Consider the following 25,789-nt stretch of genomic DNA (forward strand, 5'->3'; position numbering starts at 1 on the left):
GTCTCCCCGTCATGACCCAGGACGACGTCGTCACCATCGGGCCTCTCGACCTCGCGGAACACGTGGACGAGGCACTGGCCGTGCAGGCGTACGCCTTCGGCCTGAGCGACGACGAGATCGCCGTGCGCCGCCAGATCGTGCTGCGGCACCTCACCTACCCCGGAGCGCGCGCTCTGGGCGCCCACACCGCGGGCGGCCGGCTCGTCGGCTTCGTCTACGGCATGCCGAACGACCGCGCCCACTGGTGGTCCACGGTGGTGGAGCCCTATCTGCGCTCGCGCTCGCTGGACGGATGGCTCGACGACTCCTTCGTGATCACCGAGCTGCACGTCCACCCCCGGTACCAGAAACGCGGGATCGGCCGGTCCCTCATCACGACGATCACGGACAGCGCCGACGAGCCCAGGTCGATCCTCTCGGCCATCGACTTCGACAGCCCGGCCCGCGGCCTGTACCACTCGCTCGGCTACGAGGACCTCGCCCGGCAGGTCGTCTTCCCCAGCGCTCCACGGCCCTACGCGGTCATGGGCGCACCGCTCCCGCTGCGTCGCTGAAGGCAGCCGATTTCCGGGCGCGGGACGGACCCGGCTAACCTCCTGCACATCCCTACCTTTCGCAGCAGGAGTCAAAATCATGGCCCAGGTCCAGCGCATGTCCAAGTTGATGGTCAAGACACTGCGTGACGACCCGGCCGACGCCGAGACGCTCAACCACAAGCTGCTCGTCCGTGCCGGGTACGTGCGCCGCACGGCCGCCGGCATCTGGTCCTGGCTGCCGCTGGGCAAGAAGGTCCTCGAGAACGTCGCCCGCGTGGTCCGCGAGGAGATGGACGACATGGGCGGCCAGGAGGTCCTGCTCCCCGCCCTGCTGCCCAAGGAGCCCTACGAGGCGACGGGACGCTGGGAGGAGTACGGCCCCGAGCTGTTCCGCCTCAAGGACCGCAAGGGCGCGGAGTACCTCCTCGGCCCGACCCACGAGGAGATCTTCACGCAGCTGGTCAAGGACCAGTGCTCGTCCTACAAGGACCTGCCCGTGATCCTCTACCAGATCCAGGCGAAGTACCGCGACGAGGCCCGCCCGCGCGCCGGCATCCTGCGCGGCCGCGAGTTCCTCATGAAGGACTCGTACTCCTTCGACACCACCGACGAGGGCCTGGCCGAGTCGTACGCCCTGCACCGCGCGGCGTACATCAAGATCTTCGAGCGCCTCGGCCTCGACCACCGCATCGTCTCCGCCGTCTCCGGCGCGATGGGCGGCTCGGCCTCCGAGGAGTTCCTCGCCCCGGCCCCGGCCGGCGAGGACACCTTCGTCGACTGCCCGGCCTGCGACTACGCCGCCAACACCGAGGCCGTCACCTTCGTCGCCCCGGCCCCCGAGAGCGCCGAGCACCCGGCCGTCGAGGAGCTGGACACCCCCGACACCCCGACCATCGAGACCCTCGCCGCCCACCTCGGCGTCCAGGCCTCGGAGACCCTGAAGAACCTCCTGGTCAAGGTCGACGGCGAGATCGTCGCCGTGGGCGTGCCCGGCGACCGCGAGGTGGACCTCGGCAAGCTCGGCGAGCACCTCTCCCCGGCCGTCGTCGAGCTCGTCACGGCCGAGGACTTCGAGGGCCGCGACGACCTCGTACGCGGCTACGTGGGCCCGCAGGGCCTGGAGAAGGTCCGCTACATCGCCGACCCGCGCATCGCCGCCGGCACGGCCTGGATCACCGGCGCCAACAAGCCCGGCAAGCACGCGAAGAACGTCGTCGCGGGCCGCGACTTCGAGGTCGACGACTACCTCGACGTCGTCGTGGTCGAGGCGGGCGACCCCTGCCCCAAGTGCGGCACCGGCCTGCGCCTCGACCGCGCCATCGAGATCGGTCACATCTTCCAGCTCGGCCGCAAGTACGCCGATGCCTTCCAGCTCGACGTCCTCGGCAACCAGGGCAAGCCGGTCCGCGTGACCATGGGCTCGTACGGCATCGGCGTCTCCCGCGCGGTGGCCGCCCTCGCCGAGCAGACCGCGGACGACAAGGGTCTGTGCTGGCCCAAGGAGATCGCCCCGGCCGACGTCCACGTGGTCGCCGCCGGCAAGGCCCTCCAGACGGAGCTGGCGCTCGACGTCTCCCAGAAGCTGGGCGCCGCCGGGGTCCGCGTCCTGGTCGACGACCGCGCCGGTGTCTCGCCGGGCGTGAAGTTCACCGACGCCGAACTGATCGGTGTCCCGCAGATCCTCGTCGCCGGCCGCCGCTCGGCCGAGGGCATCGTGGAACTGAAGGACCGCAGGACCGGCGAGCGCGAGGAAGTGACGGTCGAAGAGGCCATCGCGCGCCTCACGGCCTGATACGCGAGCACTGAGGGCCGGGACGTGATGTCCCGGCCCTCAGTCATGTTCCGCGATGAGCCCGTCCGGCCCGCACCGACAACCGTCAGAGCCAGCCCGCGAACTCCAGCAACAACTCCGCGTCCCGCCCACGCCCCACGCGCAGTGCCCGTACACCGGACTCCACCGCACGGAAGAGCGTCCAGCCGCGCAGCCGCTCCTGGTCCACCTCGAGGGACTCCGCGAGCCGCTTCACGCGCCGCCGCGTCGTCGCCGCACCGGACGGCGACGCGATCAGGTCCTCCACCCGGTCCCTGACGAGCCGCGCGAGATCGAAGGCGCACTCGCCGACGACCGGGTCGGGCCCGACCGCGAGCCACGGCGTCCGCTCCCCGGCCAGCACCTTGCTCTGCCGGAAAGTCCCGTGCAGCAGCCGTACCTCCGGCGGAGCCACGAGCAGCTCGTCCCGCGCCGTGAGCGCCGCATCGACCAGGGGCACGACATCCGGCTCCGCGGCGGCGGTGGCCCGCATCGCCCCGGCCTGACGGCCCGTCCGGTCGGCGACCGTCTCGCAGGAACGCCAGGACGGCGGGTCCACCCACAGCCTGCGTAGCGTGCCGGCCGCCTCCAACAGCGCCTTCGCCTCGGGCAGCGAGCGCACCGACACCTCGGGATGCAGCCGCTCCAGGAGCAGATCGCCCCCGTCGCCGAGGAGTTGCACCGCCCCGAAGCCGTTCCAGTGCGTGAGAGCCGCGTGCTCCGCCTCCGGGCGGAAGCGCTCCGGCGCCAGTTTGAGGACGGCGGGCGACCCGTCGGCCCGCCGCACCAGGACGACGAGACTGCTGCGCCCGCCCGGCACATGCACCCGCTCGACCGTCAACTCAAGCCGTTCCACGGCCTCTTGAAGAATCTCCGGCACCCTGGCCAGCCACGCGGACGCCCCGTCGTCCCGCACCTCGCCGAGCGCGTTGACCAGCCGCTTCGGCGGTTCGAAAGACATGCGTGAGTAACTCCCTTCCCCGTGACCGTCCCCGTCACCGCGGACCGTACGTGTGACCGTGCCTGCTACGCCTTCGGTGTCGCGGACGCTTCGGGCGCCGCGGACCGCTCGGCGAGACCAGGGAAGGCTACGCTGCCGCCCCGCCACCGCACCGCCCGCACCGCCGCCTCCCGCAGCGCGTCCGCCGCCCCCCTGCGCCGCGCGCCCTCGGAGGCCCGCACCAGGTCGGAGTAGACCCCGGCGACACGGTCCTCGATGTCCGCCGCGAGCCGCGCGGCCGCCGCCGGGTCCGGCACGGGGAAGGGCAGCGCGTAGGCGCCCGCGGACGGCTCGGGGTCGCCGCCGAGGTCGCGGACCGTGCGCCGCAGGTCGTCGCGGCGCGCGCGGTGGGAGTCGTACGCGGTGCGCGCCTCGGGCCTGCGGGCCTCGCTGATCCGGCCGCCGACGACGCCGTAGCCGTACACGGCCGCGTGCTCGGCGGCCAGCGCGGCCTGGACCGCGGTGAGGAGCCGCTTGTCGCTGTCGTCCTTGTCGCGCATGTCGGCCATGTCAGTCCTTCGTCAGCAGATACGCGTGGCCGGCACCCGCGGCGGCCACCGAGGCGAGCAGGCGCGCCAGTTCGGCGGGGGCTTCGACCAGGGCGGCGGCACGGCGGTCGGCGAGTTCCCGCTCGGCCTTCGCCAGCGCGCTCACCGTGTCCTTCTCGGAGGCCGGTGAGGCGGACGGCGACGGCGAGGGAGAGGGAGAGGCCGGTGCGGCCGGGCGCGCCGGCGCACCGAAGCTCTTCGCGTGCCGGGCCACCTCGTCACGCAATGGGCCGAGCCGCGCGGCCAGGGCCGGATGGGTCGCGAGCGCCGCCTCGTAACGGTCGAGCAGATCGCCGCTGTCGCGGGCGGCGCGCGCCTTGATCCGCTGTGTGGCGGAGGCGCTGCGGGCGCCCCTGGCACCGTCCGACGCGGCGTCCTCGGCGTCGGAACAGCCCGTCAGGAGCGCGGCCCCGGCCGCCGAGGCCAGCAGGCTCCTTCTACGCGGCCCCGCGGGGGCCCCAGTGGTCAACGGCACGGCAGACGTCCTCGGCAGGAAGGATGGCAGGAAGGATTCAGCAGGAGCGGCGGGCGGCAGGCCCGGTGATCACCGTACCTTCGGCCCTTGCCCGGTGGACGGCAACACCCCCCTGGACCGGATACCCTTTGACCTGACGCACGACGAGACCACAACAGCACACGCGGCCGAGGAGTCACCCGGATGAGCACCACCCAGAGCGAGAGGCTGCGGTCACTACTGGAACCGCTCGTGAGCTCCCAGGGCCTCGATCTCGAAGAGATCGAAGTGGCATCGGTCGGACGTAAGCGCGTGCTGCGAGTCGTCGTCGACTCCGATTCCGGAGCCGATCTGGACCAGGTCGCCGATGTGAGCCGCGCGCTCTCGGCGAAGCTCGACGAGACGGACGCCATGGGCGAGGGCGAGTACGACCTCGAGGTCGGCACCCCCGGCGCCGAGCGGCCGCTGACCGAGCACAGGCACTACCTGCGTGCGGTCGACCGCCTGGTGAAGTTCCAGCTGGCCGACGGCGCCGACACCGAGCTCGTCGCGCGGATCCTGAAGGTCGACGACGAGGGTCTGGACCTCGAAGTGCCTGGCGTGAAGGGGCGCAAGCCCACCGCCCGCAGGCTCACCTTCGACGACATCGCCAAGGCGCGCGTCCAGGTCGAGTTCAACCGTAAGAACAAGAACGAAGAGAATGCAGAGGAGGCGTAGCCGTGGACATCGACATGAGTGCCCTGCGGGGTCTGGTGCGGGAGAAGGAGATCTCCTTCGACCTGCTGGTCGAAGCGATCGAGTCGGCCCTCCTCATCGCCTACCACCGCACCGAGGGAAGCCGTCGCCACGCGCGCGTGCGCCTCGACCGTGAGAGCGGACATGTGACGGTGTGGGCGAAGGAGGACCCGGCGGACCTCGAAGAGGGCCAGGAGGCCCGGGAGTTCGACGACACCCCGTCCGACTTCGGCCGTATCGCCGCGACGACCGCGAAGCAGGTCATCCTGCAGCGGCTGCGCGACGCCGAGGACGACGCGACGCTCGGCGAGTACGCCGGCCGCGAGGGCGACATCGTGACAGGCGTGGTCCAGCAGGGCCGCGACCCGAAGAACGTGCTCGTCGACATCGGCAAGCTCGAGGCCATCCTGCCGGTGCAGGAGCAGGTCCCGGGCGAGGAGTACCAGCACGGCATGCGCCTTCGCTCGTACGTGGTGCGCGTGGCGAAGGGTGTGCGCGGTCCTTCCGTGACCCTGTCGCGCACGCACCCGAACCTGGTGAAGAAGCTGTTCGCGCTCGAGGTCCCCGAGATCGCCGACGGTTCCGTGGAGATCTGCGCCATCGCGCGCGAGGCCGGGCACCGCACGAAGATCGCGGTCCGCTCGACCCGCTCCGGCCTGAACGCCAAGGGCGCCTGCATCGGCCCGATGGGCGGCCGTGTGCGCAATGTCATGGCCGAGCTCAACGGCGAGAAGATCGACATCGTCGACTGGTCCGACGACCCGGCCGACATGGTGGCCAACGCACTGTCCCCGGCGCGCGTGTCCAAGGTCGAGGTCGTGGACATGGCTGCCCGCTCGGCACGGGTGATCGTGCCGGACTACCAGCTGTCGCTCGCCATCGGCAAGGAGGGCCAGAACGCCCGCCTCGCCGCGCGGCTCACGGGCTGGCGGATCGACATCCGTCCGGACACCGAGCAGCAGCCGGCGGAGTAGCCACCACAAAGATCACGACAACAACCGTTCGATTTTTGCCCCAAAGGGGTGAGGTCGGTGCGGGGAGGTAGACTTAAGCGTGTCTGGCCGGACGCATGCCGGTGCATGCCCAGAGCGCACGTGTGTGGGATGCCGGGAGCGAACGGCCAAGAGCGATCTGCTGCGCATCGTGGTGATCGAGGGTGAATGTGTCCCCGATCGGCGCGGTACGCTGCCCGGCCGGGGTGCGTATGTGCACCCCGCCCTGGTCTGTCTCGACCTGGCGGTCCGCCGCCGGGCGTTCCAGCGGGCGTTCAAAGCCCCTGGACCGTTCGATACGGAGGCACTGCGCCACCGCGTCGAGCAGGTAACACCGTAGAACGTGCCGTACGGGACCCCGTGCGGTCCTGGTACCCCCGCGAGTTGGAAGTAGGTCGAGATTGCGATGAGCACTCGATGAGCACGCGATGAGTACGCCCATGAAGTAGCGACGGTCCGGCGTAACCCGGACCTAAAAGGAGCGAAGTGGCTAAGGTCCGGGTATACGAACTCGCCAAGGAGTTCGGGGTGGAGAGCAAGGTCGTCATGGCCAAGCTCCAAGAACTCGGTGAATTTGTCCGTTCGGCGTCCTCGACGATCGAGGCGCCTGTAGTACGCAAGCTGACTGACGCCCTCCAGCAGGGCAGTGGCGGCGGCAAGCCCGCCGCCCGCAAGGCCGCGCCCGCGAAGCCCTCGCCGGCTCGCCCGGCCCCGTCTCCGGCGCAGGCCGCAAAGCCTGCTGCTCCGCGCCCGCCGGCTCCCAAGCCTGCCGCCGCGGAGAAGCCCGCTGCCGCCGCCCCGGTGACCCCGGCCGCCGGTCAGCGTCCGACGCCCGGCCCGAAGCCGGCTCCGCGTCCCGCGGCTCCGGCCCCGGCCGCGCCCGAGTTCACGGCGCCGCCCGCGGCTCCGGCCGCTCCCGCTGCCCAGGCCCCCGCGGCCTCCCCGGCAGCCGGTCCGCGTCCGGGTGCCCGTCCCGGTGCCCCCAAGCCCGGTGGCGCCCGTCCGGCCGGTCCCGGCCAGGGTGCTCAGGGTCAGGGTCGTGGCGACCGTGGCGACCGTGGCGAGCGTCAGGGTGCCCCGCGCCCCGGCGGTCAGGGTCAGGGTCAGGGCCAGCGTCCCGGCGGTCGTCCCGCCGGTCCGCGTCCCGGTAACAACCCGTTCACCTCTGGTGGCTCCACCGGCATGGCGCGCCCCCAGGCGCCCCGTCCCGGCGGTGCCCCGCGTCCCGGTGGCGGCCAGGGTGGCCCCGGCGGCCCGCGTCCGCAGGGTGGCCCCGGTGGCGCCCCGCGTCCGCAGGGTCAGGGCGGCGCCCGTCCGACTCCGGGCGGCATGCCCCGTCCGCAGGCCGGCGCTCCGCGTCCGGGTGGTGCCCCCGGCGGTAACCGTCCGAACCCGGGCATGATGCCGCAGCGTCCCGCCGCGGGCACCCCGCGTCCCGGTGGTGGCCCCGGCGGTGGCCGTGGTCCCGGTGGCGGCGGCGGTCGTCCGGGTGGCGGCGGCGGCGGTCGTCCCGGTGGCGGCGGCGGCTTCGCCGGTCGTCCCGGTGGTGGCGGCGGCGGCTTCGCCGGCCGTCCGGCAGGTCCCGGTGGCGGCGGTGGCGGTTTCGCCGGTCGTCCCGGTGGCGGTGGCGGTTTCGCCGGTCGTCCCGGTGGTGGCCGTCCCGGCGGTCCCGGTGCCCGTGGTGGCACACAGGGTGCGTTCGGCCGTCCCGGCGGGCCCGCCCGTCGTGGCCGCAAGTCGAAGCGGCAGAGGCGCCAGGAGTACGAGGCCATGCAGGCCCCGTCGGTCGGCGGCGTCATGCTGCCTCGCGGCAACGGACAGTCCGTCCGTCTGTCGCGCGGTGCCTCCCTCACCGACTTCGCGGAGAAGATCAACGCCAACCCGGCGTCGCTCGTCGCCGTGATGATGAACCTCGGCGAGATGGTCACTGCCACGCAGTCCGTCTCCGACGAGACGCTGAAGCTCCTCGCGGATGAGATGAACTACATCCTCGAGATCGTCAGCCCCGAGGAGGAGGACCGCGAGCTGCTCGAGTCCTTCGACATCGAGTTCGGTGAGGACGAGGGTGGCGAGGAGTTCCTCGTCGCGCGTCCGCCGGTCGTGACCGTCATGGGTCACGTCGACCACGGTAAGACCCGACTGCTCGACACCATCCGCAAGACGAACGTCGTCGCGGGCGAGGCCGGCGGTATCACGCAGCACATCGGTGCGTACCAGGTCTCCACCGAGGTCAACGACGAAGAGCGCCGCATCACCTTCATCGACACCCCGGGTCACGAGGCGTTCACCGCCATGCGTGCCCGTGGTGCGAAGTCGACCGACATCGCGATCCTCGTGGTGGCGGCCAACGACGGTGTCATGCCGCAGACGATCGAGGCGCTCAACCACGCGAAGGCGGCCAACGTGCCGATCGTCGTCGCGGTCAACAAGATCGACGTCGAGGGTGCCGACCCGACCAAGGTGCGCGGTCAGCTCACCGAGTTCGGTCTGGTGGCCGAGGAGTACGGCGGCGACACGATGTTCGTCGACATCTCCGCCAAGCAGGGTCTGAACATCGACTCCCTGCTCGAGGCCGTGGTCCTGACCGCGGACGCCTCGCTCGACCTGCGGGCCAACCCGGAGCAGGACGCGCAGGGTATTGCGATCGAGTCCCACCTCGACCGTGGCCGCGGTGCCGTCTCGACGGTCCTGGTCCAGCGCGGCACGCTGCGCATCGGCGACACGATGGTGGTCGGCGACGCGTACGGCCGTGTCCGGGCGATGCTCGACGACAACGGCAACAACGTCGAGGAAGCGGGTCCGTCGACCCCCGTCCTGGTCCTGGGTCTCACCAACGTCCCGGGTGCCGGCGACAACTTCCTGGTGGTCGACGAGGACCGTACGGCCCGTCAGATCGCCGAGAAGCGTGCCGCTCGCGAGCGCAACGCCAACTTCGCGCGGCGTGGCGTCAGGTTCTCCCTGGAGAACCTGGACGAGGCCCTCAAGGCCGGCCTGGTGCAGGAACTCAACCTCATCATCAAGGGCGACGCGTCCGGTTCGGTGGAGGCTCTCGAGTCCTCGCTGCTCCAGCTCGACGTCGGCGAAGAGGTCGACATCCGCGTCCTGCACCGCGGCGTGGGTGCGGTCACCGAGTCGGACATCGACCTGGCGACCGGCTCCGACGCGATCGTCATCGGCTTCAACGTCCGCGCTGCGGGCCGCGCGGCCCAGATGGCGGACCGCGAGGGCGTCGACGTCCGCTACTACTCGGTGATCTACCAGGCCATCGAGGAGATCGAGGCGGCCCTCAAGGGCATGCTCAAGCCGGAGTACGAAGAGGTCGAGCTCGGCACGGCGGAGATCCGCGAGATCTTCCGCTCGTCCAAGCTGGGCAACATCGCCGGTGTGCTCGTCCGGTCCGGCGAGGTCAAGCGCAACACCAAGGCGCGCCTGCTGCGCGATGGCAAGGTCATCGCGGAGAACCTCAACATCTCCGGTCTGCGTCGTTTCAAGGACGACGTCACCGAGATCCGCGAAGGCTTCGAGGGCGGTATCAACCTCGGAAACTTCAACGACATCAAGATCGACGACGTCATCGCGACGTACGAGATGCGCGAGAAGCCGCGCGCCTGATCCGCGCACGGTGAAGGTCGGGGCCGGTCGGCGGGATGAAATCCCGTCGATCGGCCCCGGCCGTTGCGTGTACGGTTCTGGTGTCCCTGCCAAGTGGTTGGCGGGGCCACGAACCCGAACCGGCGGGACATCCGGACACACATGTATGTGGGGACTCTGTCCTTTGATCTGCTCCTCGGCGACGTCCACTCGCTGAAGGAGAAACGCTCCGTGATCCGCCCGATCGTCGCCGAACTCCAGCGCAAGTACGCGGTGAGTGCGGCGGAGACCGGGAATCAGGAACTACACCGCAGGGCCGAGATCGGCCTGGCGTTGGTCTCCGGGGACACGGGGCACCTCACCGACGTACTGGACCGGTGCGAGCGTCTGATCGCCGCCCGTCCCGAGGTGGAGCTGCTCTCCGTTCGACGCAGGCTCCACGGCGACGAAGACTGAACTTTAAGAGCAAGGCGAAGAAGGAGACGGCGCAGTGGCCGACAACGCGCGGGCGAAAAGGCTGGCGGACCTCATCCGAGAGGTGGTGGCCAAGAAGCTCCAGCGCGGGATCAAGGACCCGCGGCTCGGTACGCATGTGACCATCACGGACACCCGGGTGACGGGTGACCTTCGGGAGGCGACCGTCTTCTACACGGTCTACGGCGACGACGAGGAGCGTGCCGCTGCCGCGGCCGGCCTCGAGAGCGCCAAGGGCGTACTCCGTTCGGCGGTGGGCCAGGCGGCCGGTGTGAAGTTCACGCCGACCCTGGCCTTCGTGGCGGACGCCCTGCCGGACAACGCCAAGGCCATCGATGACCTCCTCGACAAGGCCAGGATCTCGGACGAGAAGGTCCGGGAGGCGTCCGCAGGCGCCGAGTTCGCCGGGGGTGCGGACCCGTACCGCAAGCCCGAGGACGAGGACGGCGCGGACGAGGACGGCGAAGCCTCGGAATGACGCAGAAGAACACCCCGACGCCCGACGGTCTTGTCATTGTCGACAAGCCGTCGGGCTTCACTTCGCACGACGTGGTGGCCAAGATGCGCGGGATCGCGAAGACCCGCCGCGTCGGCCACGCGGGCACGCTCGACCCCATGGCGACCGGTGTCCTGGTCCTCGGCGTGGAGCGGGCGACCAAGCTGCTCGGCCATCTCGCGCTGACCGAGAAGGAGTACCTGGGCACGATCCGGCTCGGCCAGAACACGCTGACCGACGACGCCGAGGGCGACCTCACGTCGTCCACGGACGCGTCCGGCGTGCGCCGCGACGCGATCGACGCCGGGGTCGCCAAGCTGACCGGCGCCATCATGCAGGTGCCGTCCAAGGTCAGCGCCATCAAGATCAACGGTGTGCGTTCCTACAAGCGGGCCCGTGAGGGCGAGGAGTTCGAGATCCCGGCGCGGCCGGTCACCGTCTCGTCCTTCACCGTCTATGACATAAGGGACGCGGTCGCCGAGGACGGTACCCCGGTCCTCGACCTGGTCGTCTCGGTGGTCTGCTCGTCCGGGACGTACATCCGGGCCCTCGCCAGGGACCTCGGCGCGGACCTGGGCGTCGGCGGTCACCTCACGGCGCTGCGGCGCACGCGGGTCGGCCCCTACAAGCTCGACTCCGCGCGCACCCTCGACCAGCTCCAGGAGGAGCTGACCGTGATGCCCGTCGCGGACGCCGCTACCGCCGCGTTCCCCCGCTGGGACGTGGACACCAAGCGCGCCAAGCTGTTGCTCAACGGGGTCCGTCTGGAGGTGCCCGGCGAGTACGCGGGCGCCGGGCCCGTCGCCGTGTTCGACCCCGAGGGCGTGTTCCTCGCGCTCGTGGAGGAGTCGAAGGGCAAGGCGAAGAGCCTCGCCGTCTTCGGCTGATCTCTTCGCCGGCCCCCGCCGTGGAGCGGCGCGCTCAGTCAGCCGCGTGCCGCTCCACGATCCCCCCTCCAAGGGTCTATCCATCACCCCCGATCTGTTCACCCCTTCGGGTGGGCGCTCGGAGTGAACCGAGGGAGTGGAAGGGGGCGCGTTCGCTCCGGCGCCTGTTCCGCTGATCACCGCGCGCCTACCGTCGGTCCTACGGGGCGTGGCGGGAGGTTCGACGATGGCGGGACGTGGCCCCCGGGCCGGCGACCGGGACGCGACGGGTCCCGGGACCGGGCCGCCCCTCGTCCATGTCTTCGATCTGGCCGGACGCCCGCGCGGCGCCGGCTTCGTCGCCGACGACCACGGCACCGTCGTCACCAGCCATGAAGTGGTCGACGGACTCGGCCGCGTCGTGCTGCGCGCACCCGGCGGGATCACCTGCGTCGTGGGCGCCGCCGACGTCGTCCTGCTGCCCGAATCGGCCCTCGCGCTCATTCGCACCGACGCGACGGAGGGCCTTGGGATGCGGCCGTTGCCGGTGGCCGTCCGGGGCCCGGCCGGAGCGGGGGCCTATGTGCGGATCGCCGCCGGGGGCTGGCGGGAGGCGCGCGTCCTCGGTCATGCCGACGTCACGTACACCGCGACCGACCGCTTCCATATCGTTCCCGGGGCCATGGAGCTGGCCATCGGCACGGACGGCCGAGACGCGCTGCGGCTCGGAGGAGGGGCGGCCGGGGGACCTGTCGTCGACGCCGCTTCGGGCACCGTCCTCGCCGTTCTCGGCACCGCGCTCGAGGCCGGGCATCGCGCCGCCGGATTCGCCGTGCCGCTGCGGGAGGCCGCTGCCGCCGACCCGGAGGGGCCGCTCGCCGCGCTCCTCGCGCGGAACGCGGCCACCGTGCCGGTGTACGGGGAGGACCTCAATCTGGCGGGCGCGCTCCAGCTGACGGCCACGTCGGTCGGGTCAGACGGGCCGGGTGCGGTCCTCGACCCGGAGCCGGTCGAACGGCCTGAAGTGGCAAGGGAGTTCGCCGCGTTCGAGGCGTCCGGCGCGGCGGTCCTGGCCCTCGTGGGGGCGCCGGGCAGCGGCCGTACGACGGAGCTCGCCGCCTGTGCCGCGCGACGCGGCCGCGGTGCCCACCCCGCCCCCACCCTCTGGCTGCGCGGCGCGGACCTGCACGGCGACGACCGGAGCGTGGCCGACGCCGCGAGGCGGGCGCTGGTCAGGGCCGGGCGCATCGTCGCGGCGTCACTGTCCGGGGCCGTCCCCGGACAGACCGGCGAGCCCGGGGGCCCGGAGTCCGGCGGTGTCGGCGATGTGTCGCCGGAGCGGATCGCGGCGCCCGCACGCGCTGCCGGCCGGCCCCTGGTGCTGCTGCTCGACGGGCCCGAGGAGATGCCGCCCGTCCTGGCGCACCGGCTGGCGGAGTGGACCGAGGGCACGGCGCGCTGGCTGCGGGAGACCGGCGTGCGGCTCGTCGTGGCGTGCCGGGGGGAGTACTGGGAGCGCGCGGGCGAGCTGTTCCCGCCTGGTGTGCTGTACGGACGGACCGGGCGGCTGCCCGCCTGCGTCTTGCTGGGGGAGCTGACCGGCGACCAGGCCTGCGTGGCGCGGGAGCGGTACGGGCTGCCCGAGGACGCGCTCGCCGGCCGCGACGCACGGCATCCGCTCGCCCTGAGGCTCCTCGCCGAGGTGCGGGCCGCGCTGTCCGGGCCCGTGCCGGGCAGCGCCGACCGGGACGCCGTCTTCGCCGCGTATCTCGACCTCATGTGCCTGCGGGTGGCGGTGCGCCTCGCCGCTGTGAACGGGCTGCGCGGCACGGCCGTGCGCAGGCTCGCCGCCCGGGTGTCCGGTCAGGTCCACGAGGCGGCGCGGCGCTGCCTGGGGCCGGGGCAGGGCGAGCTGGACCGGGAGGCGTTCGAGGAGGTGTTCCCCTGGGGTGCGCTGCCGGGACGCCGAGGTGGGGGTGTCACGGCGTGGGCCCCGGCCGTCCTCACCGAAGGCGTACTCGTCCCCGCGGGGCGCGGCTACCGGTTCGCGCACGAGGAGGTCGCCGACTGGATCCAGGGCATGCACCTGGACCTGGACGAGGCGCTGCGGGCGCTCGTGTACCGCGAGCGGGACGCCGGCCGGGCCGCGCCCACGGTGCCCGTGCCCCGGCACCGCGCGGGCCCCGTCGTCCAGGCCTTGCTCCTCGTCGAGCGCCAGCAGGGACCGGCCCAACTGGGCGCGCATCTGGCCGAGTTGGCGCTCAGGTCCCTCACGCCCGGCGACGCCGACGCCTCCTGGTGGGCGGCCCACCTCGTCGAGGAGGCGCTCCTGCGTGTGCCCGACGCCACTCCCTATCTCGGGGTGCTCGAACCGCTCGCCGACCGCGGACGCCTCGCCCCCTCGTTCTGGCGCCGGATCCCCGTCGCGGACGCCGACCGCCTCGGCCTTCTGCGCCGCCTCGTCGTGCACGATCCGCCGCCCGGGAGCCACGACCGCCACCTGGACACCGTCGCCGAGCTGCTCACCGCGGACCCGGCCGGCGTCCAGGTCCACCTCACCCGCTGGTTCGACGACGCGCGGCCGCTGCCCGCCCTGCCCGACGCGACCGTCGGCACCGCGGCCCAGGCGCTCCTGCACACCCACCGGCACCGCGCCGTCGACGACCTCACCGAGGCCCTCGCCGACTGCGCGCACCCGCACGCCGACGAACTCCTCGCCGTGCTCGCCGACGAGGAGCCGTCCGCGCTGTGCCGCGCCGTCGACCGCTGGGCCCACGACGAGCGTCCCGCCCGCCGCGCGTCCGCCCTCACCTACGCGCTGCGGGTCGCCCCGCACGTCACCACCGACGCCGATCGCGGCCTGCTGCGCTACGCCGCGCTCGCCCTGCTGGCCCGCACCACCGACGGCGCCCGGCACGGCGCCGCGCTCGCCCTCCTCGTGCGCGATCCGCAGAGCCGCGACACCTATCTGGAGCGCGCCCTGGAGCGGTTCGCGGAGGGCGATGCCCAGTTGCCCGTGAGCGCGCTCGCCGCCGCCCTTGCCACACACCCGGAGCCGGTGCTCCGCGCTTTCCGGGCCCGTGTGCGGGAGCCGGGCGGTGCGGCCGACGTGCTGGGGGCACTCGCCGGCGTGACCGCGCCCGCGCTCGCGCGGCGGGCGGCCGCCCTCGTCGAGGACCTCTCGGCGGACCGGCCCGACGCCGCTCAGGACGTCGCCGCGTACGTCGACCGGTGCCTGGAGCACGGGCCGGCCGGGCGGGCGGTGCTCTTTCCCCTCGTCACGGGGCTGCTCCGGACCTGTCCGGTCGCCGGACGGGCCGCGCTCGCGCCCGTCCTCGCCGCACCCGGCACCGGCGCCTCACGGGCCCTGCGCGGCGAACTCCTCGACGTACTGCTCGCCCACGAGGACGACCCGGATGTGCTCGACGCCGTTCTGCGGACCGCAGTCCGCAGCGCCGGGGGCGCCGGAGCGACCCGCACCCGCGACCTGGTGCGGCGCACCGGACAACGGCTCGTCCGCACCCCGGAGGGAGCTGCCCGCTTCGACCGCGCCCTCGTCGAGTTCGCCGACTCGGTGCCCGGGTTCGCCGCCCTTCTCGTCCAGTGGCTGGCGGGGGCGCCGCGCGAGTGGGCCGCCCTCGTCGGGCCGAGCGCCCGCCGCGTGATCGGGGGTCTGGCCGGGGTAGGCGTACCCGCCTGACCTGCCCGGGCCGGTACGGCGCCTCCCGATGCGGGGCGTGGGTGCTTGGCATGGCACTCTTAGACCTGCGTATTCGGCAAAGAGACGTAACAGTCGTACACAGGTTCGCGAGGAGCAATCACCGTGCAGCGCTGGCGTGGCTTGGAGGACATCCCCCAGGACTGGGGGCGCAGCGTCGTCACCATCGGCTCCTACGACGGAGTGCACCGCGGCCATCAGTTGATCATCGGCCGGGCCGTCGAACGGGCCCGCGAGCTCGGTGTGCCCGCCGTCGTGGTCACCTTCGACCCGCACCCCAGCGAGGTCGTGCGCCCCGGCAGCCACCCTCCGCTGCTCGCCCCGCACCACCGGCGCGCGGAACTGATGGCCGAGCTCGGCGTCGACGCCCTGCTGATCCTGCCGTTCACCACCGAGTTCTCGAAGCTGTCGCCGGCCGAGTTCGTCGCGAAGGTCCTGGTCGACAAGCTGCACGCCCGCCTCGTCGTCGAGGGGCCGAACTTCCGCTTCGGCCACCGCGCCGCGGGCAATGTCGCGTTCCTCGCCGAGCAGGGCACGACGTACGACTTCGAGGTCGAGGTCGTCGACCTGTACGTGAGCGGCTCGGCGGGCGGCGGCGAGCCCTTCTCGTCCACGCTGACCCGGCGGCTGGTCGCCGAAGGCGACATGGAGGGCGCGCGCGAGATCCTCGGCCGCCCGCACCGCGTCGAGGGCGTGGTCGTGCGCGGCGCCCAGCGCGGCCGTGAGCTGGGCTTCCCGACCGCCAACGTCGAGACGCTCCCGCACACCGCGATCCCGGCGGACGGCGTCTACGCGGGCTGGCTGCACGTCGGGGACGAGGCGATGCCCGCCGCGATCTCCGTGGGCACCAACCCGCAGTTCGACGGCACCGAGCGCACGGTCGAGGCCTACGCCATCGACCGCGTGGACCTCGACCTGTACGGGCTGCACGTCGCCGTCGACTTCCTCGCCTATGTGCGCGGCATGGCGAAGTTCGACTCGATCGAGGCGCTCCTGGTCGCCATCGCGGACGACGTGAAGCGGTCCCGGGAACTGGTCGAGGCGTACGAGGGGGAGTAGGCGGGATCGGCAGAGGTCGCGGGGGCTCTGCCCCCGGACCCCCGAACCTCACATGCCGGACCGGCCGGCTCGGGCCGACGCCCAGTGGCAGGCCACCTGGGTCGTGCTCGCGCCCGACAGCACCGGCAGGTCCTCCCCGCGGCAGCGGTCCGCGACACCGGACCGTTGCGCCTCGCCCGACGCCAGGATCTGGCAGCGGGCGTGGAAACGGCAGCCGGACGGGATGCGCGACGGGTCCGGCGGCTCACCCGTGAGGACGACCGGATCACCCGGCGCCTCCGGCAGAACCGACAACAGAGCCTGCGTGTACGGGTGTTGAGGTGCCGTCAGGACTTCCTCCACCGTTCCCGTCTCCACGATCCGGCCCAGGTACATCACCGCGACCCGGTCCGCGATGTTCCAGGCGAGACCCAGGTCGTGCGTCACCACGAGGGCGGACAGGCCCAGTTCGTCGCGCAGCCTGAGCAGCAGCGCGAGGATCTCGCCACGCACCGACGCGTCGAGGGACGCCACCGGCTCGTCCGCGACGATCAGTTCGGGGTCGAGGACGAGCGCGCCCGCGATCACCACGCGCTGCCGCTGGCCACCGGACAGCTCGTGCGGGTAGCGCAGGAAGAAGCGGTCCGGTGGGCGAAGTCCCGCTCGTGACAAGGCGTTCGCCACCGCCTCGCGCTCGTCGCCCGCGTACCCGTGGATGCGCAGGCCCTCGGCCACCGCGTCGTACACCGTGTGCCGGGGGTTCAGCGAACCGCTGGGGTCCTGGAGGACCAGTTGCACACGCTTGCGGTACGCCTTGAGGGCGCGCGAGGAGTAGTCGAGGGGCTTCCCGTCGAACGTGACCCTGCCGGACGTCGGCGGTACCAGGCCGAGCAGGGAGCGGGCGAGCGTCGTCTTGCCGCAGCCCGACTCGCCCACCAGCGCCACGATCTCGCCGGGCGCGATGTCGAGGTCGACGCCGTCCACGGCGCGCGCGGGGTCCGCGCCACGGCGGCCGGGGAAGGTGACGTGCAGCGCGCCGGCCGTGAGCAGGGGGGACGTACTGGTCATGCTGTGGTGCTCCTTGCCTCGGCGCCGGCGGCGTCGTCCGGATCGGTGGCGCCGCCCACGTGCACACAGGCCGCCCGCCGGCCCGTGGCCGCGGCCCGTAGTACCGGGTCCTCGGTGATGCAGCTGTCGAGCGCCACCGGGCAGCGCGGGTGGAACGTGCAGCCCGTGGGCAGCGCCGACGGGTCGGGCGGGTCGCCGGGCAGACCGCGCGGCGCGAACCGGGACGCGGCATCGCCGATCCGTGGGAACGCCGCCGACAGGGCCTTCCCGTACGGGTGTTGCGCGTTCTCGTAGACCTCGGAGGCGGGGCCCTCCTCGACGACGCGGCCCGCGTACATCACCGCGAGCCGGTCGCAGGTGTCCGAGAGGACCGCGAGGTCGTGGCTGATCATGATGAGGCCGAGGTCCTGATCGGACACGAGCTGCTCGATCAGGCGCAGGATCTGCGCCTGGATCATCACGTCGAGCGCCGTCGTCGGCTCGTCCGCGATGATCAGGCCCGGGTCGCAGGCGAGCGCCATCGCGATCATCACGCGCTGGCGCTGGCCACCGGACAGCTCGTGCGGATACGCGTCCGCGCGCGCGGCGGGCAGGCCGACGTGCTCCAGGAGCTCCGCGACCTTCTTCTTCGCGCCCGCGGGCGTCGCCTTCTTGTGCAGCAGGATCGGCTCGGCGATCTGGTCGCCGATGCGGTGCACCGCGTTGAGCGAGTGCATCGCGCCCTGGAACACGATCGAGGCGCCGGCCCAGCGCACGGCCCTGACCTGGCCCCACTTCATCGTGAGGACGTCCTCGCCGTTGAGCAGGATCTCGCCGGAGACCTTCGTGCCGGCCGGCAGAAGACGCAGCAGCGCGAGGGCGAGTGTCGACTTGCCGCAGCCGGACTCGCCGGCGATGCCGAGCTTCTGGCCCGCGCCGACGCTGAGGTTCACACCGCGGACGGCCCGTGCCCCGCCCGCGTACGTCACTTCGAGGTTTCTGACGTCGAGAAGGCTCACCTGGCCACCCCCAGCTTCGGATTGAGGACGGCTTCGATGGCGCGGCCGCACAGCGTGAACGCGAGCGCGACCAGCGCGATGGCGAGTCCGGGAGGCGCGAGATACCACCAGTCGCCCGCGCTGACCGCGCCCGCCTCGCGCGCGTCCTGGAGCATGCCGCCCCACGACGTGATCGTCGGGTCGCCGAGGCCGAGGAAGGCGAGGGTGGCCTCGGTGAGGATCGCGCTGGAGATCACGAGCGTGGTCTGCGCGAGGACGAGCGGCATCACGTTCGGCAGGACGTGGCGGAGCATGATGTGCCTGTGTCCGCCGCCGAGTGCGCGGGCGCGCTCGATGTACGGCCGCGACTCCACGGCGAGGGTCTGGGCACGGACCAGGCGGGCCGTCGTCGGCCACGTCGTCACGCCGATCGCCAGGATGACCGTCCAGATGGAGCGGGACATCACGGTGGCGAGGGCGATCGCGAGGACCAGCGTCGGCATCACCAGGAACCAGTCGGTGACCCGCATCAGGACCGTCGAGTACCAGCCGCGGAAGTGGCCGGCGACGATGCCGACGACCGTGCCGATCGCCACGCACAGGAACGCGGCCAGCAGGCCCACGGTGAGGGACACGCGCGCGCCCCACACCAGGAGGGCGAGCACGCTGCGGCCGAACTGGTCGGTGCCGAGCGGGAATTCACCGCTGGGCGCCTCAAGGGCGCCGCCGGGCGCGTCGGTGACGCTCTGCGAGTCCGCGCCGACGAGCAGGGGCGCGCAGATCGCGATGAGGGCGATCAGGATCAGCCCGGCGAGACCCCACAGCCCGCTTCGATGGGTGCGGTACTCGCGCCAGAAGCGGGCGACGGAGCGGCGCTTGCGGGCGCGCGCCAAGGCCCGCGCGCTCTTCTCGGCCGGCGGCGGGAGCTGCGCGGAGTCGAGGTCGTTCGTGTCGGCAGTCATCGGCCCACCCGGGGATCGAGCAGCGGATACAGCACGTCGGCGAGGGTGTTCGCCAGGATCACCGCGGTGGCGAAGACGAAGAACAGCCCTTGGACGAGCGGCAGGTCGGGCACGCTGAGTGCCGAGTAGAAGAGGCCGCCGAGGCCGGGCCACGAGAAGACCGTCTCGACGAGGATCTGACCGGCCACGACGTGCCCGAGGTTCACGAACATCAGCGTGAACGTGGGCAGCATCGCGTTCGGGACGGCGTGCTTGCGGCGTACGACGTCGTCGCGCAGACCCTTCGCGCGCGCCGTCGTCAGATAGTCGCTGCCCATCTCGTCGAGCAGCGAGGAGCGCATCACGAGGAGCGTCTGCGCGTAGCCGACCGCCACCAGCGTGACCACCGGCAGGACCAGATGGTGCGCGACGTCCAAGACGTACGCGAACCCGCTCTCGCCGCCCGACTCCAGACCGCCCGTCGGGAACAGACCCGGGATCGGGCCCAGCCCCACCGAGAAGACGATGATGAGCAGCAGACCGAGCCAGAACGACGGGATCGAGTAGAGCGTGAGGGCGAACGCGGTGTTGAAGCGGTCGCTGCGCGATCCATTGCGCCAGGCGGTGCGTGTGCCGAGCCAGATGCCGAGCGCGGTGTAGAGGACGTACGCCGTGCCGGTCAGGAGCAGCGTCGCCGGGAGCGCCTCGGTGATCTTGTCGATGACCGGGGTGTGGAACTGGTACGACGTGCCGAAGTCGCCGGTCAGCGCGTCACCGATGTAGTTGGTGAACTGCTGCCACATCGGCAGGTCGAGGCCGAACTGGTGGCGGAGCGATTCGAGCTGCTGCGCCGAGACACGGCGCCCGCCGGTCATCTGCTTCACCGGATCGCTGGGGATCAGGCGGAACAGGAAGAAGCTGGTGACCAGGACCGCGAAGAGCGACACGATCGCCCCCGCGATCTTGCCCGCCACGTACTGGAGATAGGCCTTGGTGTTGCGCGCACGTGGACCGCGGGCCGCCGACGGCCCGGCTTGTGCCGGGCCGTCGGTGTCCGCACTCTGCACGAGCGCCGGAGTGCTCTCTGCTGTCATGTGGAACTCTCGTTACTCGTGCGGTACTTGCGACGCCTGCGGACGGACGTGACGCGTTCTCTCCTGACCGGGTGCTGCTACTCGCGGTCGTCCGCCGAGCTGCGGCGGCGCCGCGCGAGGAACAGCCCGCCGCCGCCGAGGACGACGACGGCCGCGACGATACCGATGATCACGCCGGTCGAGCCGGAACCGCCGCCGCCACTGCCCTTCGAGTCGCTCTTGCCGTCCGCCGGAACGGCCGACCACCAGCTCCAGTACCCGTCCTGGCCGTAGATGTTGCCGGCCGCGGTGGGCATGGTCTGGATCGACTTGATCTGGTCGGTGCGGTAGGCCTCGACGGCGTTCGGGTACGCGATGACGTTCATGTACCCGGAGTCGTACAGCCACGACTCCATCTGCTTGACGATGTCCGCACGCTTGGCCGGGTCGTACTCGGCGAGCTGCTTCTTGTACAGGTCGTCGTACGTCTTGTCGCAGATGAAGTTGTCCGTCTGGGCGCTCTCCTTGGCCTTGACGGGCAGTGCGGCGCAGGTGTGGATGCCGAGGACGAAGTCCGGGTCGGGGTTGACCGACCAGCCGTCGAACGCGAGGTCGTACTCACCTGCGTACCAGGGCACCGAGACGTCGTCGAGGCAGTCGACCTTCAGGCCGATGCCGAGCTTGCCCCACCACTCCTTGAGGTACTTGCCGATCGCCTTGTCGTTCGGGTCCGTGGCGTGGCACAGGATGCGGAGGTTCAGCGGCTTGCCGTCCTTGCCGACGCGCTCGCTGCCCTTCATCTTGTAGCCGGCCTCGTCGAGCAGCTTGCCCGCCTTGTCGGGGTCGTACCCGAGGGCCTGGCTGCCGGACGGCTTCCAGAAGTAGTCGCCGAAGCGCGGCGGGATGTAGCCCTCGCCCTCGACGGCGTGGCCCTGGAAGACCTTGTCGACGATCGTCTTGCGGTCGATCGACAGGAACAGCGCCTGGCGCACCTTCTGGTCGAGAAGGGCCTTGTTACCGTTGCCGAACTTCTTGCCGTCCTTGGTCTGCGCGCCCGGGTTCGTGGCGAGCGCGAAGAAGCGGCGGCCGGGGCCCTCGTTGACCTTGATGTTCTGCTCGCCCTTGAGCGACGCCGCCTGAGCGGGCGTCAGGGCGGGGGAGCCGGCCACGAAGGAGACCTCGCCCTTGCGCAGGGCGGCGACCGCGGCGTCCTGGTCCTTGTACGTCTTGAAGACGACCTCGTCGAACTTGGGCGCGCCGCGCCAGAAGTCCTTGTTGGCCTTCAGCTTCACGTACTGGTCGACCTTGTAGTCGGTCAGCACGAACGGGCCGTTGCCGACGACCGGGAAGGTCTTGTCGTTGTTGAACTTCGAGAAGTCCTTGACGTTCTTCCAGATGTGCTCCGGCACGATCGGGACGTCGAGCGCGGCCATCGTGGCCTGCGGCTTCTTCAGCTCGATGACCAGCTGGGTGGCGCTGGGGGCGGTGACCTTCTTGAAGTTGGAGACGAAGCTGCCGTTCGCGGTGGCGGCGCCCTCGTCCGTCATGATCTTGTTGAAGGTGAAGGCGGCGTCGGCGGCGGTGGCCTGCTTGCCGTCGGACCACTTCGAGTCGGACCTGATGGTGTAGGTCCAGGTGAGCTTGTCCGCGGACGGCTTCCAGTCGGTGGCGAAGCCCGGGACGGCGTGGTTGTCCTTGGGGTCGTAGTTGATCAGGTACTCGTACATCATCCGGTGGATGCTCGTACTGACCAGTCGCTGGGCGAGGAACGGGCTCAGCGAGTCGACGCTCTGGGCGAGGGCGACGGTGAGGACCTTCTTGCCGCCGTCGGCCGCCTTGGCCTCTTGGGGTGCGGGGTTGAGCGGCGTGGCGAGGCCGGCCGTCAGGGTGAACGCCGCGGCGCCGGCCGCCAGGAGGACCCGCAGGGTCCGGCGGGGCGCGCGCCGTGGGGAACGGGAGAAGAGCGGAGCGTGTGCTCTCTTGGGCTGATCTTTTGTGTCCATGGGTCGGTGACCTCGCGTCGTTGCTCGCGCAGGAGTGGCAGGTTGATCATGGGACGCCAGCTGGTTGATGTGTGTGTCTATCAGCGGCAGTCTGCGCACGTCAACGGCACATGAACCCCATGTGGCCTGCGGAAATAACGAGTTGACCTGCATTTCACGCACATTGGTCGAGACCTCTGACGCTTGGCAGGCCAGGGCGTGATGCCCGTTGCGCTCAACAATGGGTGCCTGGTGGCTGTTTGACGGAATTTCGATAGGCACGGAAAAGGCCCGCACCGTTGTGTCGGTGCGGGCCTTTCGTGTGCCCAGGGGGCCGGGATATCAGCGTTGTTACTGCTGAGGCGGCTGGGGCTGTGCGGTGTACGGGGGAAGGGGCTGGCCGGGCTGACCGGGGGCGGCCTGGCCGGGGGCGGGCGGCTGACCGGGCGCGGGCTGGCCCGGCTGGACCGGGGCGGAGGGCTGCTGCTGCCACATCTGCGGGGGGCCGGGCTGACCCGGCTGCTGACCCGGCTGCGGGGGCTGACCGGGGCCGCCGGCCTGGGCCTGGCCGGGCTGCTGCGGATACGGCTGGCCGGGGTAGGGCTGGCCCGGGAACTGCTGCCCCGGAGCAGGCTGTTGACCCGGCGCGGGCGGCTGGGGCGCGCCCGGCTGCCCCGGATACGGCTGGCCCGGGTAGGGCTGCTGCACGGGATACGGCTGCTGCTGGTGACCCGGCACCGGAGGAGCCATGGTGGGCGGCGGATTGCCGTCCGACGTCCACAGGCCCTGCTGCTGCTGGGCCCGCGGGAAGTCCTCCGCGACCATCGCCGAGAGGTTGAAGTACGCCTCGCGCACCTTGGGCCGCATCATGTCGAGGTCGACCTCGGCGCCGGCCGCCAGGTGCTCGTCGAACGGCACCACCACGACGCCGCGGCACCGCGTCTCGAAGTGCGACACGATGTCGTCGACCTTGATCATCTTGCCGGTCTCGCGGACCCCGGAGATGACCGTGATGGAACGCGACACCAGGTCCGCGTACCCGTGCGCCGACAGCCAGTCGAGCGTCGTACTGGCGCTGCTCGCGCCGTCCACGGACGGCGTCGAGATGATGATCAACTGGTCGGCGAGGTCGAGGACTCCGCGCATCGCGGAGTACAGCAGGCCGGTGCCGGAGTCGGTCAGGATGATCGGGTACTGCTTGCCGAGCACGTCGATCGCGCTGCGGTAGTCCGTGTCGTTGAACGTCGTCGAGACCGCCGGGTCCACGTCGTTCGCGATGATCTCCAGGCCGGACGGCGCCTGCGAGGTGAACCGCCGGATGTCCATGTACGAGTTGAGGTGCGGGATCGCCTGCACCAGGTCTCGGATGGTCGCCCCGGTCTCACGGCGCACGCGGCGGCCGAGCGTGCCGGCGTCCGGGTTGGCGTCGATCGCGAGGATCTTGTCCTGGCGCTCCGTGGCGAGCGTCGAACCGAGCGCGGTCGTCGTGGTCGTCTTGCCCACGCCGCCCTTGAGGCTGATGACGGCGATCCGGTAGCAGGACAGGACCGGCGTGCGGATCAGGTCCAGCTTCCGCTGCCGCTCGGCCTCCTCCTTCTTGCCGCCGAGTTTGAAGCGCGAGTTGTTGCCGCCGGGGCGGGCGCTCTTCGCCTTCTGCCTCTTGTTGTTGAGCAGGCGGTCGGCCGAGAGCTCAACGGCCGCAGTGTAGCCGAGCGGCGCACCGCCGACGTTCGTGGGCGTGCGCTGGTCGTGCTGAATGGGCTGCGGCCAGGCGCCGCCGGCACGGGGGTCGGCGGGGGGCGCCTGCCCGGGGAAGGGCTGGCCGGGCTGGCCCTGGAACTGGCCGGGCTGACCCTGGACCTGCTGATCGGGCTGGCCGGGGTAGGGGGCCGGGGCCTGCGGCGCGGGCGGCTGCTGGTGATGCGGCTGCTGCTGCGCGACCGGGGGCTGGGGGCCGGGCTGCTGCGTGTGCGGCGCCGGCGGCTGCTGGGGGTTCTGCTGCGCCGGGAGGTGCGGGGCGGGCGGGGCCGGGGTGTTGGGCCCGGCCGGGTGCCCCTGAGCGGGTGCTCCGGGCTGCGGCGGCGGGAACCCGTAGCCCGCGCCGGGCTGGGGCTGCTGCGGGAATCCGTAACCGCCTTGCGGGGCGGGCTGGTTGGGCGTTCCGGGCTGGGGCTGCTGCGGGAATCCGTAACCGCCTTGCGGGGCGGGCTGGTTGGGCGTTCCGGGCTGGGGCTGCTGCGGGAACCCGTAACCACCCTGCGGGGCAGGCTGGCCCGGTGCGGCGGGTGCGGGCGGCGTCGGCTGTGGGAACCCGTAGCCCTGCTGCTGTGGTGCCGGAGGTGCGGGCTGCTGCGGGTCGCCGGGGGCCGACTGCTGGGGGAAGCCGTAACCACCCTGCGGCGCGGGCGGGGTGTTCTGCGCGGGCCAGGCCGGCGGCGCGGCCTGGGCCGGAACCGGCGCGCCGGGCTGCGGCTGCTGCTGCGCGGGCCACTGCGGGGCCGACGTGGGGGCGGCGGGCTGGAACGCCGGGGGAAGCGGCGGGATACCGTCCTGAGGCACGGGCGGCGGGGCCCAGGCGGCGGGTGCGTCCTGTGCGTCCGGAGTTGCGGGTGTGTCGGTGGCGGCGGGCGTACCGGTGTCCGCGCCCGCGTCGGCCGATGCGTCCGTAGCAGCGGCTTCGGCGGTGTCAGAGCCGGTGTTCTCCGAGCCCTCCGCCTGGGACGCGTCGTCAGTGGCGGTTTCGGAGTCGGCGCTGTCGGCCGAGGCCTGAGCGGTGTCGGTGTCGGTGTCCCCGTCCTCCGCGGACTCCGCGGAGGCGCTCGCCACCTCGTCGTCCCCGGCGGGCCCGGCCGCGGCGACCACAGCGAAGTCACCGGAGTCGGAGCTGCCGGACGCGGCGTCCTCGCCCTGCTCCTCGGCCGTCGGCTCGGTCTTCTGCTCGCCCTGCGCGGCCAGCTCGGCGAACTCCCGCTTCAGCGCGGCCGCGGAGAACCGCATCGTCGCGCCGCTCTCCAGGTCCCCGTTCCCCGAACCCGCGTCCGGCTCAGGGGCCGAAGCGGCGGGCGTGTACGGCGTGTAGGGCGCGGGCGGCGCCGGGGGCGTCACGGGCGCGGGCGCAGGAGTGGGAGCCGGCGGCACCGGGGGCGGCGGCGTGGCGGGTGTGGCCGAGGGGGTCTCGCCCGTGCCGGACGACGCGTTCTGCGTGTACCAGGCCGGTGGGGCGTAGTCGATGGTGAACTCGCCCGTCGTCTCAGTGGCGGACTCCGCGTCGGAGTGATCATCGACGGGTGTGTCCCAGCCCCCGCGGATCTCGTCCCGATCGCTGTTCACAATGCCTCCTGGTGTGGTCGAGCACCCTCGTGCCGTGGTGGGGGGCGACCGTTCCTGTCGTCCGATCCGCCGCGCTCTTCCCCTGGGACGCGTACGAGCCGCTCGTGGGTTCTCGCGTGTCCTGGTCCCAGCCTAATCACCAAAACCACGAGCACGGCAG

The 25,789-nt window shown here is 71.9% G+C and carries 20 protein-coding genes; 11 read left to right on the top strand and 9 right to left on the bottom strand.

Going from position 1 to position 25,789, the window contains the following annotated elements; genetic code table 11:
• Positions 1 to 11: 11 nt before the first annotated feature.
• Positions 12 to 554 carry a GNAT family N-acetyltransferase gene (locus ACWFR4_RS36400; RefSeq protein WP_453463598.1) on the top strand — a complete coding sequence of 181 codons (543 nt, stop codon included), beginning with the start codon at positions 12 to 14 and terminating at the stop codon, positions 552 to 554.
• A gap of 79 nt (positions 555 to 633) precedes the next feature.
• Positions 634 to 2,328: a proline--tRNA ligase gene (locus ACWFR4_RS36405; protein ID WP_453656137.1), complete on the top strand. Its 1,695-nt coding sequence runs from the start codon at positions 634 to 636 to the stop codon at positions 2,326 to 2,328.
• Between the two features lie 85 nt (positions 2,329 to 2,413).
• Here the strand turns inward: ACWFR4_RS36405 and ACWFR4_RS36410 are convergent, their stop codons facing one another.
• The 3 genes from ACWFR4_RS36410 to ACWFR4_RS36420 form a co-directional block, all read right to left on the bottom strand.
• Positions 2,414 to 3,307 (bottom strand): aminoglycoside phosphotransferase family protein, encoded by an 894-nt coding sequence (locus ACWFR4_RS36410; RefSeq protein WP_453463603.1) that lies wholly within the window; start codon positions 3,305 to 3,307, stop codon positions 2,414 to 2,416.
• A 65-nt stretch (positions 3,308 to 3,372) separates the two neighbouring features.
• Complete coding sequence (locus ACWFR4_RS36415) at positions 3,373 to 3,855, bottom strand: ferritin-like domain-containing protein (protein ID WP_453463606.1); 483 nt, start codon at positions 3,853 to 3,855, stop codon at positions 3,373 to 3,375.
• A 1-nt stretch (position 3,856) separates the two neighbouring features.
• The gene (locus ACWFR4_RS36420) at positions 3,857 to 4,369 is read right to left on the bottom strand and encodes a hypothetical protein (RefSeq protein WP_453656138.1); all 513 of its coding nucleotides are present in this window, start codon (positions 4,367 to 4,369) and stop codon (positions 3,857 to 3,859) included.
• Between the two features lie 183 nt (positions 4,370 to 4,552).
• Between ACWFR4_RS36420 and rimP the strand changes: the two genes are divergently transcribed.
• The 9 genes from rimP to ACWFR4_RS36465 all read left to right on the top strand — a co-directional run bounded on the left by rimP (position 4,553) and on the right by ACWFR4_RS36465 (position 16,279).
• Complete coding sequence (gene rimP, locus ACWFR4_RS36425; RefSeq protein WP_266559431.1) at positions 4,553 to 5,065, top strand: ribosome maturation factor RimP; 513 nt, start codon at positions 4,553 to 4,555, stop codon at positions 5,063 to 5,065.
• Between the two features lie 2 nt (positions 5,066 to 5,067).
• Positions 5,068 to 6,057, top strand: coding sequence for a transcription termination factor NusA (gene nusA, locus ACWFR4_RS36430; RefSeq protein WP_453463611.1), 990 nt, complete (start codon positions 5,068 to 5,070; stop codon positions 6,055 to 6,057).
• Positions 6,058 to 6,136: 79 nt separating this feature from the next.
• On the top strand, positions 6,137 to 6,415 hold the full coding sequence (locus ACWFR4_RS36435) for a YlxR family protein (RefSeq protein WP_266674728.1): 279 nt from the start codon (positions 6,137 to 6,139) through the stop codon (positions 6,413 to 6,415).
• Positions 6,416 to 6,561: 146 nt separating this feature from the next.
• A complete protein-coding gene (gene infB / locus ACWFR4_RS36440) occupies positions 6,562 to 9,687 on the top strand; it encodes a translation initiation factor IF-2 (RefSeq protein ID WP_453656139.1) in 3,126 nt (1,041 codons plus the stop codon).
• 141 nt (positions 9,688 to 9,828) lie between these two features.
• Positions 9,829 to 10,122 (top strand): DUF503 domain-containing protein, encoded by a 294-nt coding sequence (locus ACWFR4_RS36445; protein ID WP_362908661.1) that lies wholly within the window; start codon positions 9,829 to 9,831, stop codon positions 10,120 to 10,122.
• Between the two features lie 34 nt (positions 10,123 to 10,156).
• The gene (gene rbfA / locus ACWFR4_RS36450; protein ID WP_453463616.1) at positions 10,157 to 10,618 is read left to right on the top strand and encodes a 30S ribosome-binding factor RbfA; all 462 of its coding nucleotides are present in this window, start codon (positions 10,157 to 10,159) and stop codon (positions 10,616 to 10,618) included.
• Complete coding sequence (gene truB, locus ACWFR4_RS36455; RefSeq protein ID WP_453463619.1) at positions 10,615 to 11,523, top strand: tRNA pseudouridine(55) synthase TruB; 909 nt, start codon at positions 10,615 to 10,617, stop codon at positions 11,521 to 11,523. Before rbfA ends, truB begins: the two co-directional genes overlap by 4 nt.
• A gap of 226 nt (positions 11,524 to 11,749) precedes the next feature.
• Complete coding sequence (locus ACWFR4_RS36460) at positions 11,750 to 15,202, top strand: serine protease (protein WP_453656140.1); 3,453 nt, start codon at positions 11,750 to 11,752, stop codon at positions 15,200 to 15,202.
• A 123-nt stretch (positions 15,203 to 15,325) separates the two neighbouring features.
• Positions 15,326 to 16,279, top strand: a complete 954-nt coding sequence (locus ACWFR4_RS36465; protein WP_116509230.1) for a bifunctional riboflavin kinase/FAD synthetase — start codon at positions 15,326 to 15,328, stop codon at positions 16,277 to 16,279.
• Positions 16,280 to 16,327: 48 nt separating this feature from the next.
• Here the strand turns inward: ACWFR4_RS36465 and ACWFR4_RS36470 are convergent, their stop codons facing one another.
• The 6 genes from ACWFR4_RS36470 to ACWFR4_RS36495 form a co-directional block, all read right to left on the bottom strand.
• Positions 16,328 to 17,326: an oligopeptide/dipeptide ABC transporter ATP-binding protein gene (locus ACWFR4_RS36470; protein ID WP_453463624.1), complete on the bottom strand. Its 999-nt coding sequence runs from the start codon at positions 17,324 to 17,326 to the stop codon at positions 16,328 to 16,330.
• Positions 17,323 to 18,324, bottom strand: a complete 1,002-nt coding sequence (locus tag ACWFR4_RS36475) for an ABC transporter ATP-binding protein (protein WP_453656141.1) — start codon at positions 18,322 to 18,324, stop codon at positions 17,323 to 17,325. Before ACWFR4_RS36475 ends, ACWFR4_RS36470 begins: the two co-directional genes overlap by 4 nt.
• Complete coding sequence (locus ACWFR4_RS36480; RefSeq protein WP_453463630.1) at positions 18,321 to 19,265, bottom strand: ABC transporter permease; 945 nt, start codon at positions 19,263 to 19,265, stop codon at positions 18,321 to 18,323. The genes ACWFR4_RS36475 and ACWFR4_RS36480 overlap by 4 nt, the downstream gene beginning before the upstream one ends.
• Positions 19,262 to 20,338 (bottom strand): ABC transporter permease, encoded by a 1,077-nt coding sequence (locus ACWFR4_RS36485; RefSeq protein ID WP_100595140.1) that lies wholly within the window; start codon positions 20,336 to 20,338, stop codon positions 19,262 to 19,264. Before ACWFR4_RS36485 ends, ACWFR4_RS36480 begins: the two co-directional genes overlap by 4 nt.
• A 77-nt stretch (positions 20,339 to 20,415) precedes the next feature.
• Entirely contained in the window at positions 20,416 to 22,320 is a 1,905-nt protein-coding gene (locus ACWFR4_RS36490; RefSeq protein WP_453467386.1) for an ABC transporter substrate-binding protein, read from the bottom strand.
• Between the two features lie 330 nt (positions 22,321 to 22,650).
• Positions 22,651 to 25,629, bottom strand: coding sequence for an SCO5717 family growth-regulating ATPase (locus tag ACWFR4_RS36495; protein ID WP_453656142.1), 2,979 nt, complete (start codon positions 25,627 to 25,629; stop codon positions 22,651 to 22,653).
• Positions 25,630 to 25,789: the final 160 nt, after the last annotated feature.

The organism is Streptomyces sp. NPDC055140 (assembly GCF_053607285.1).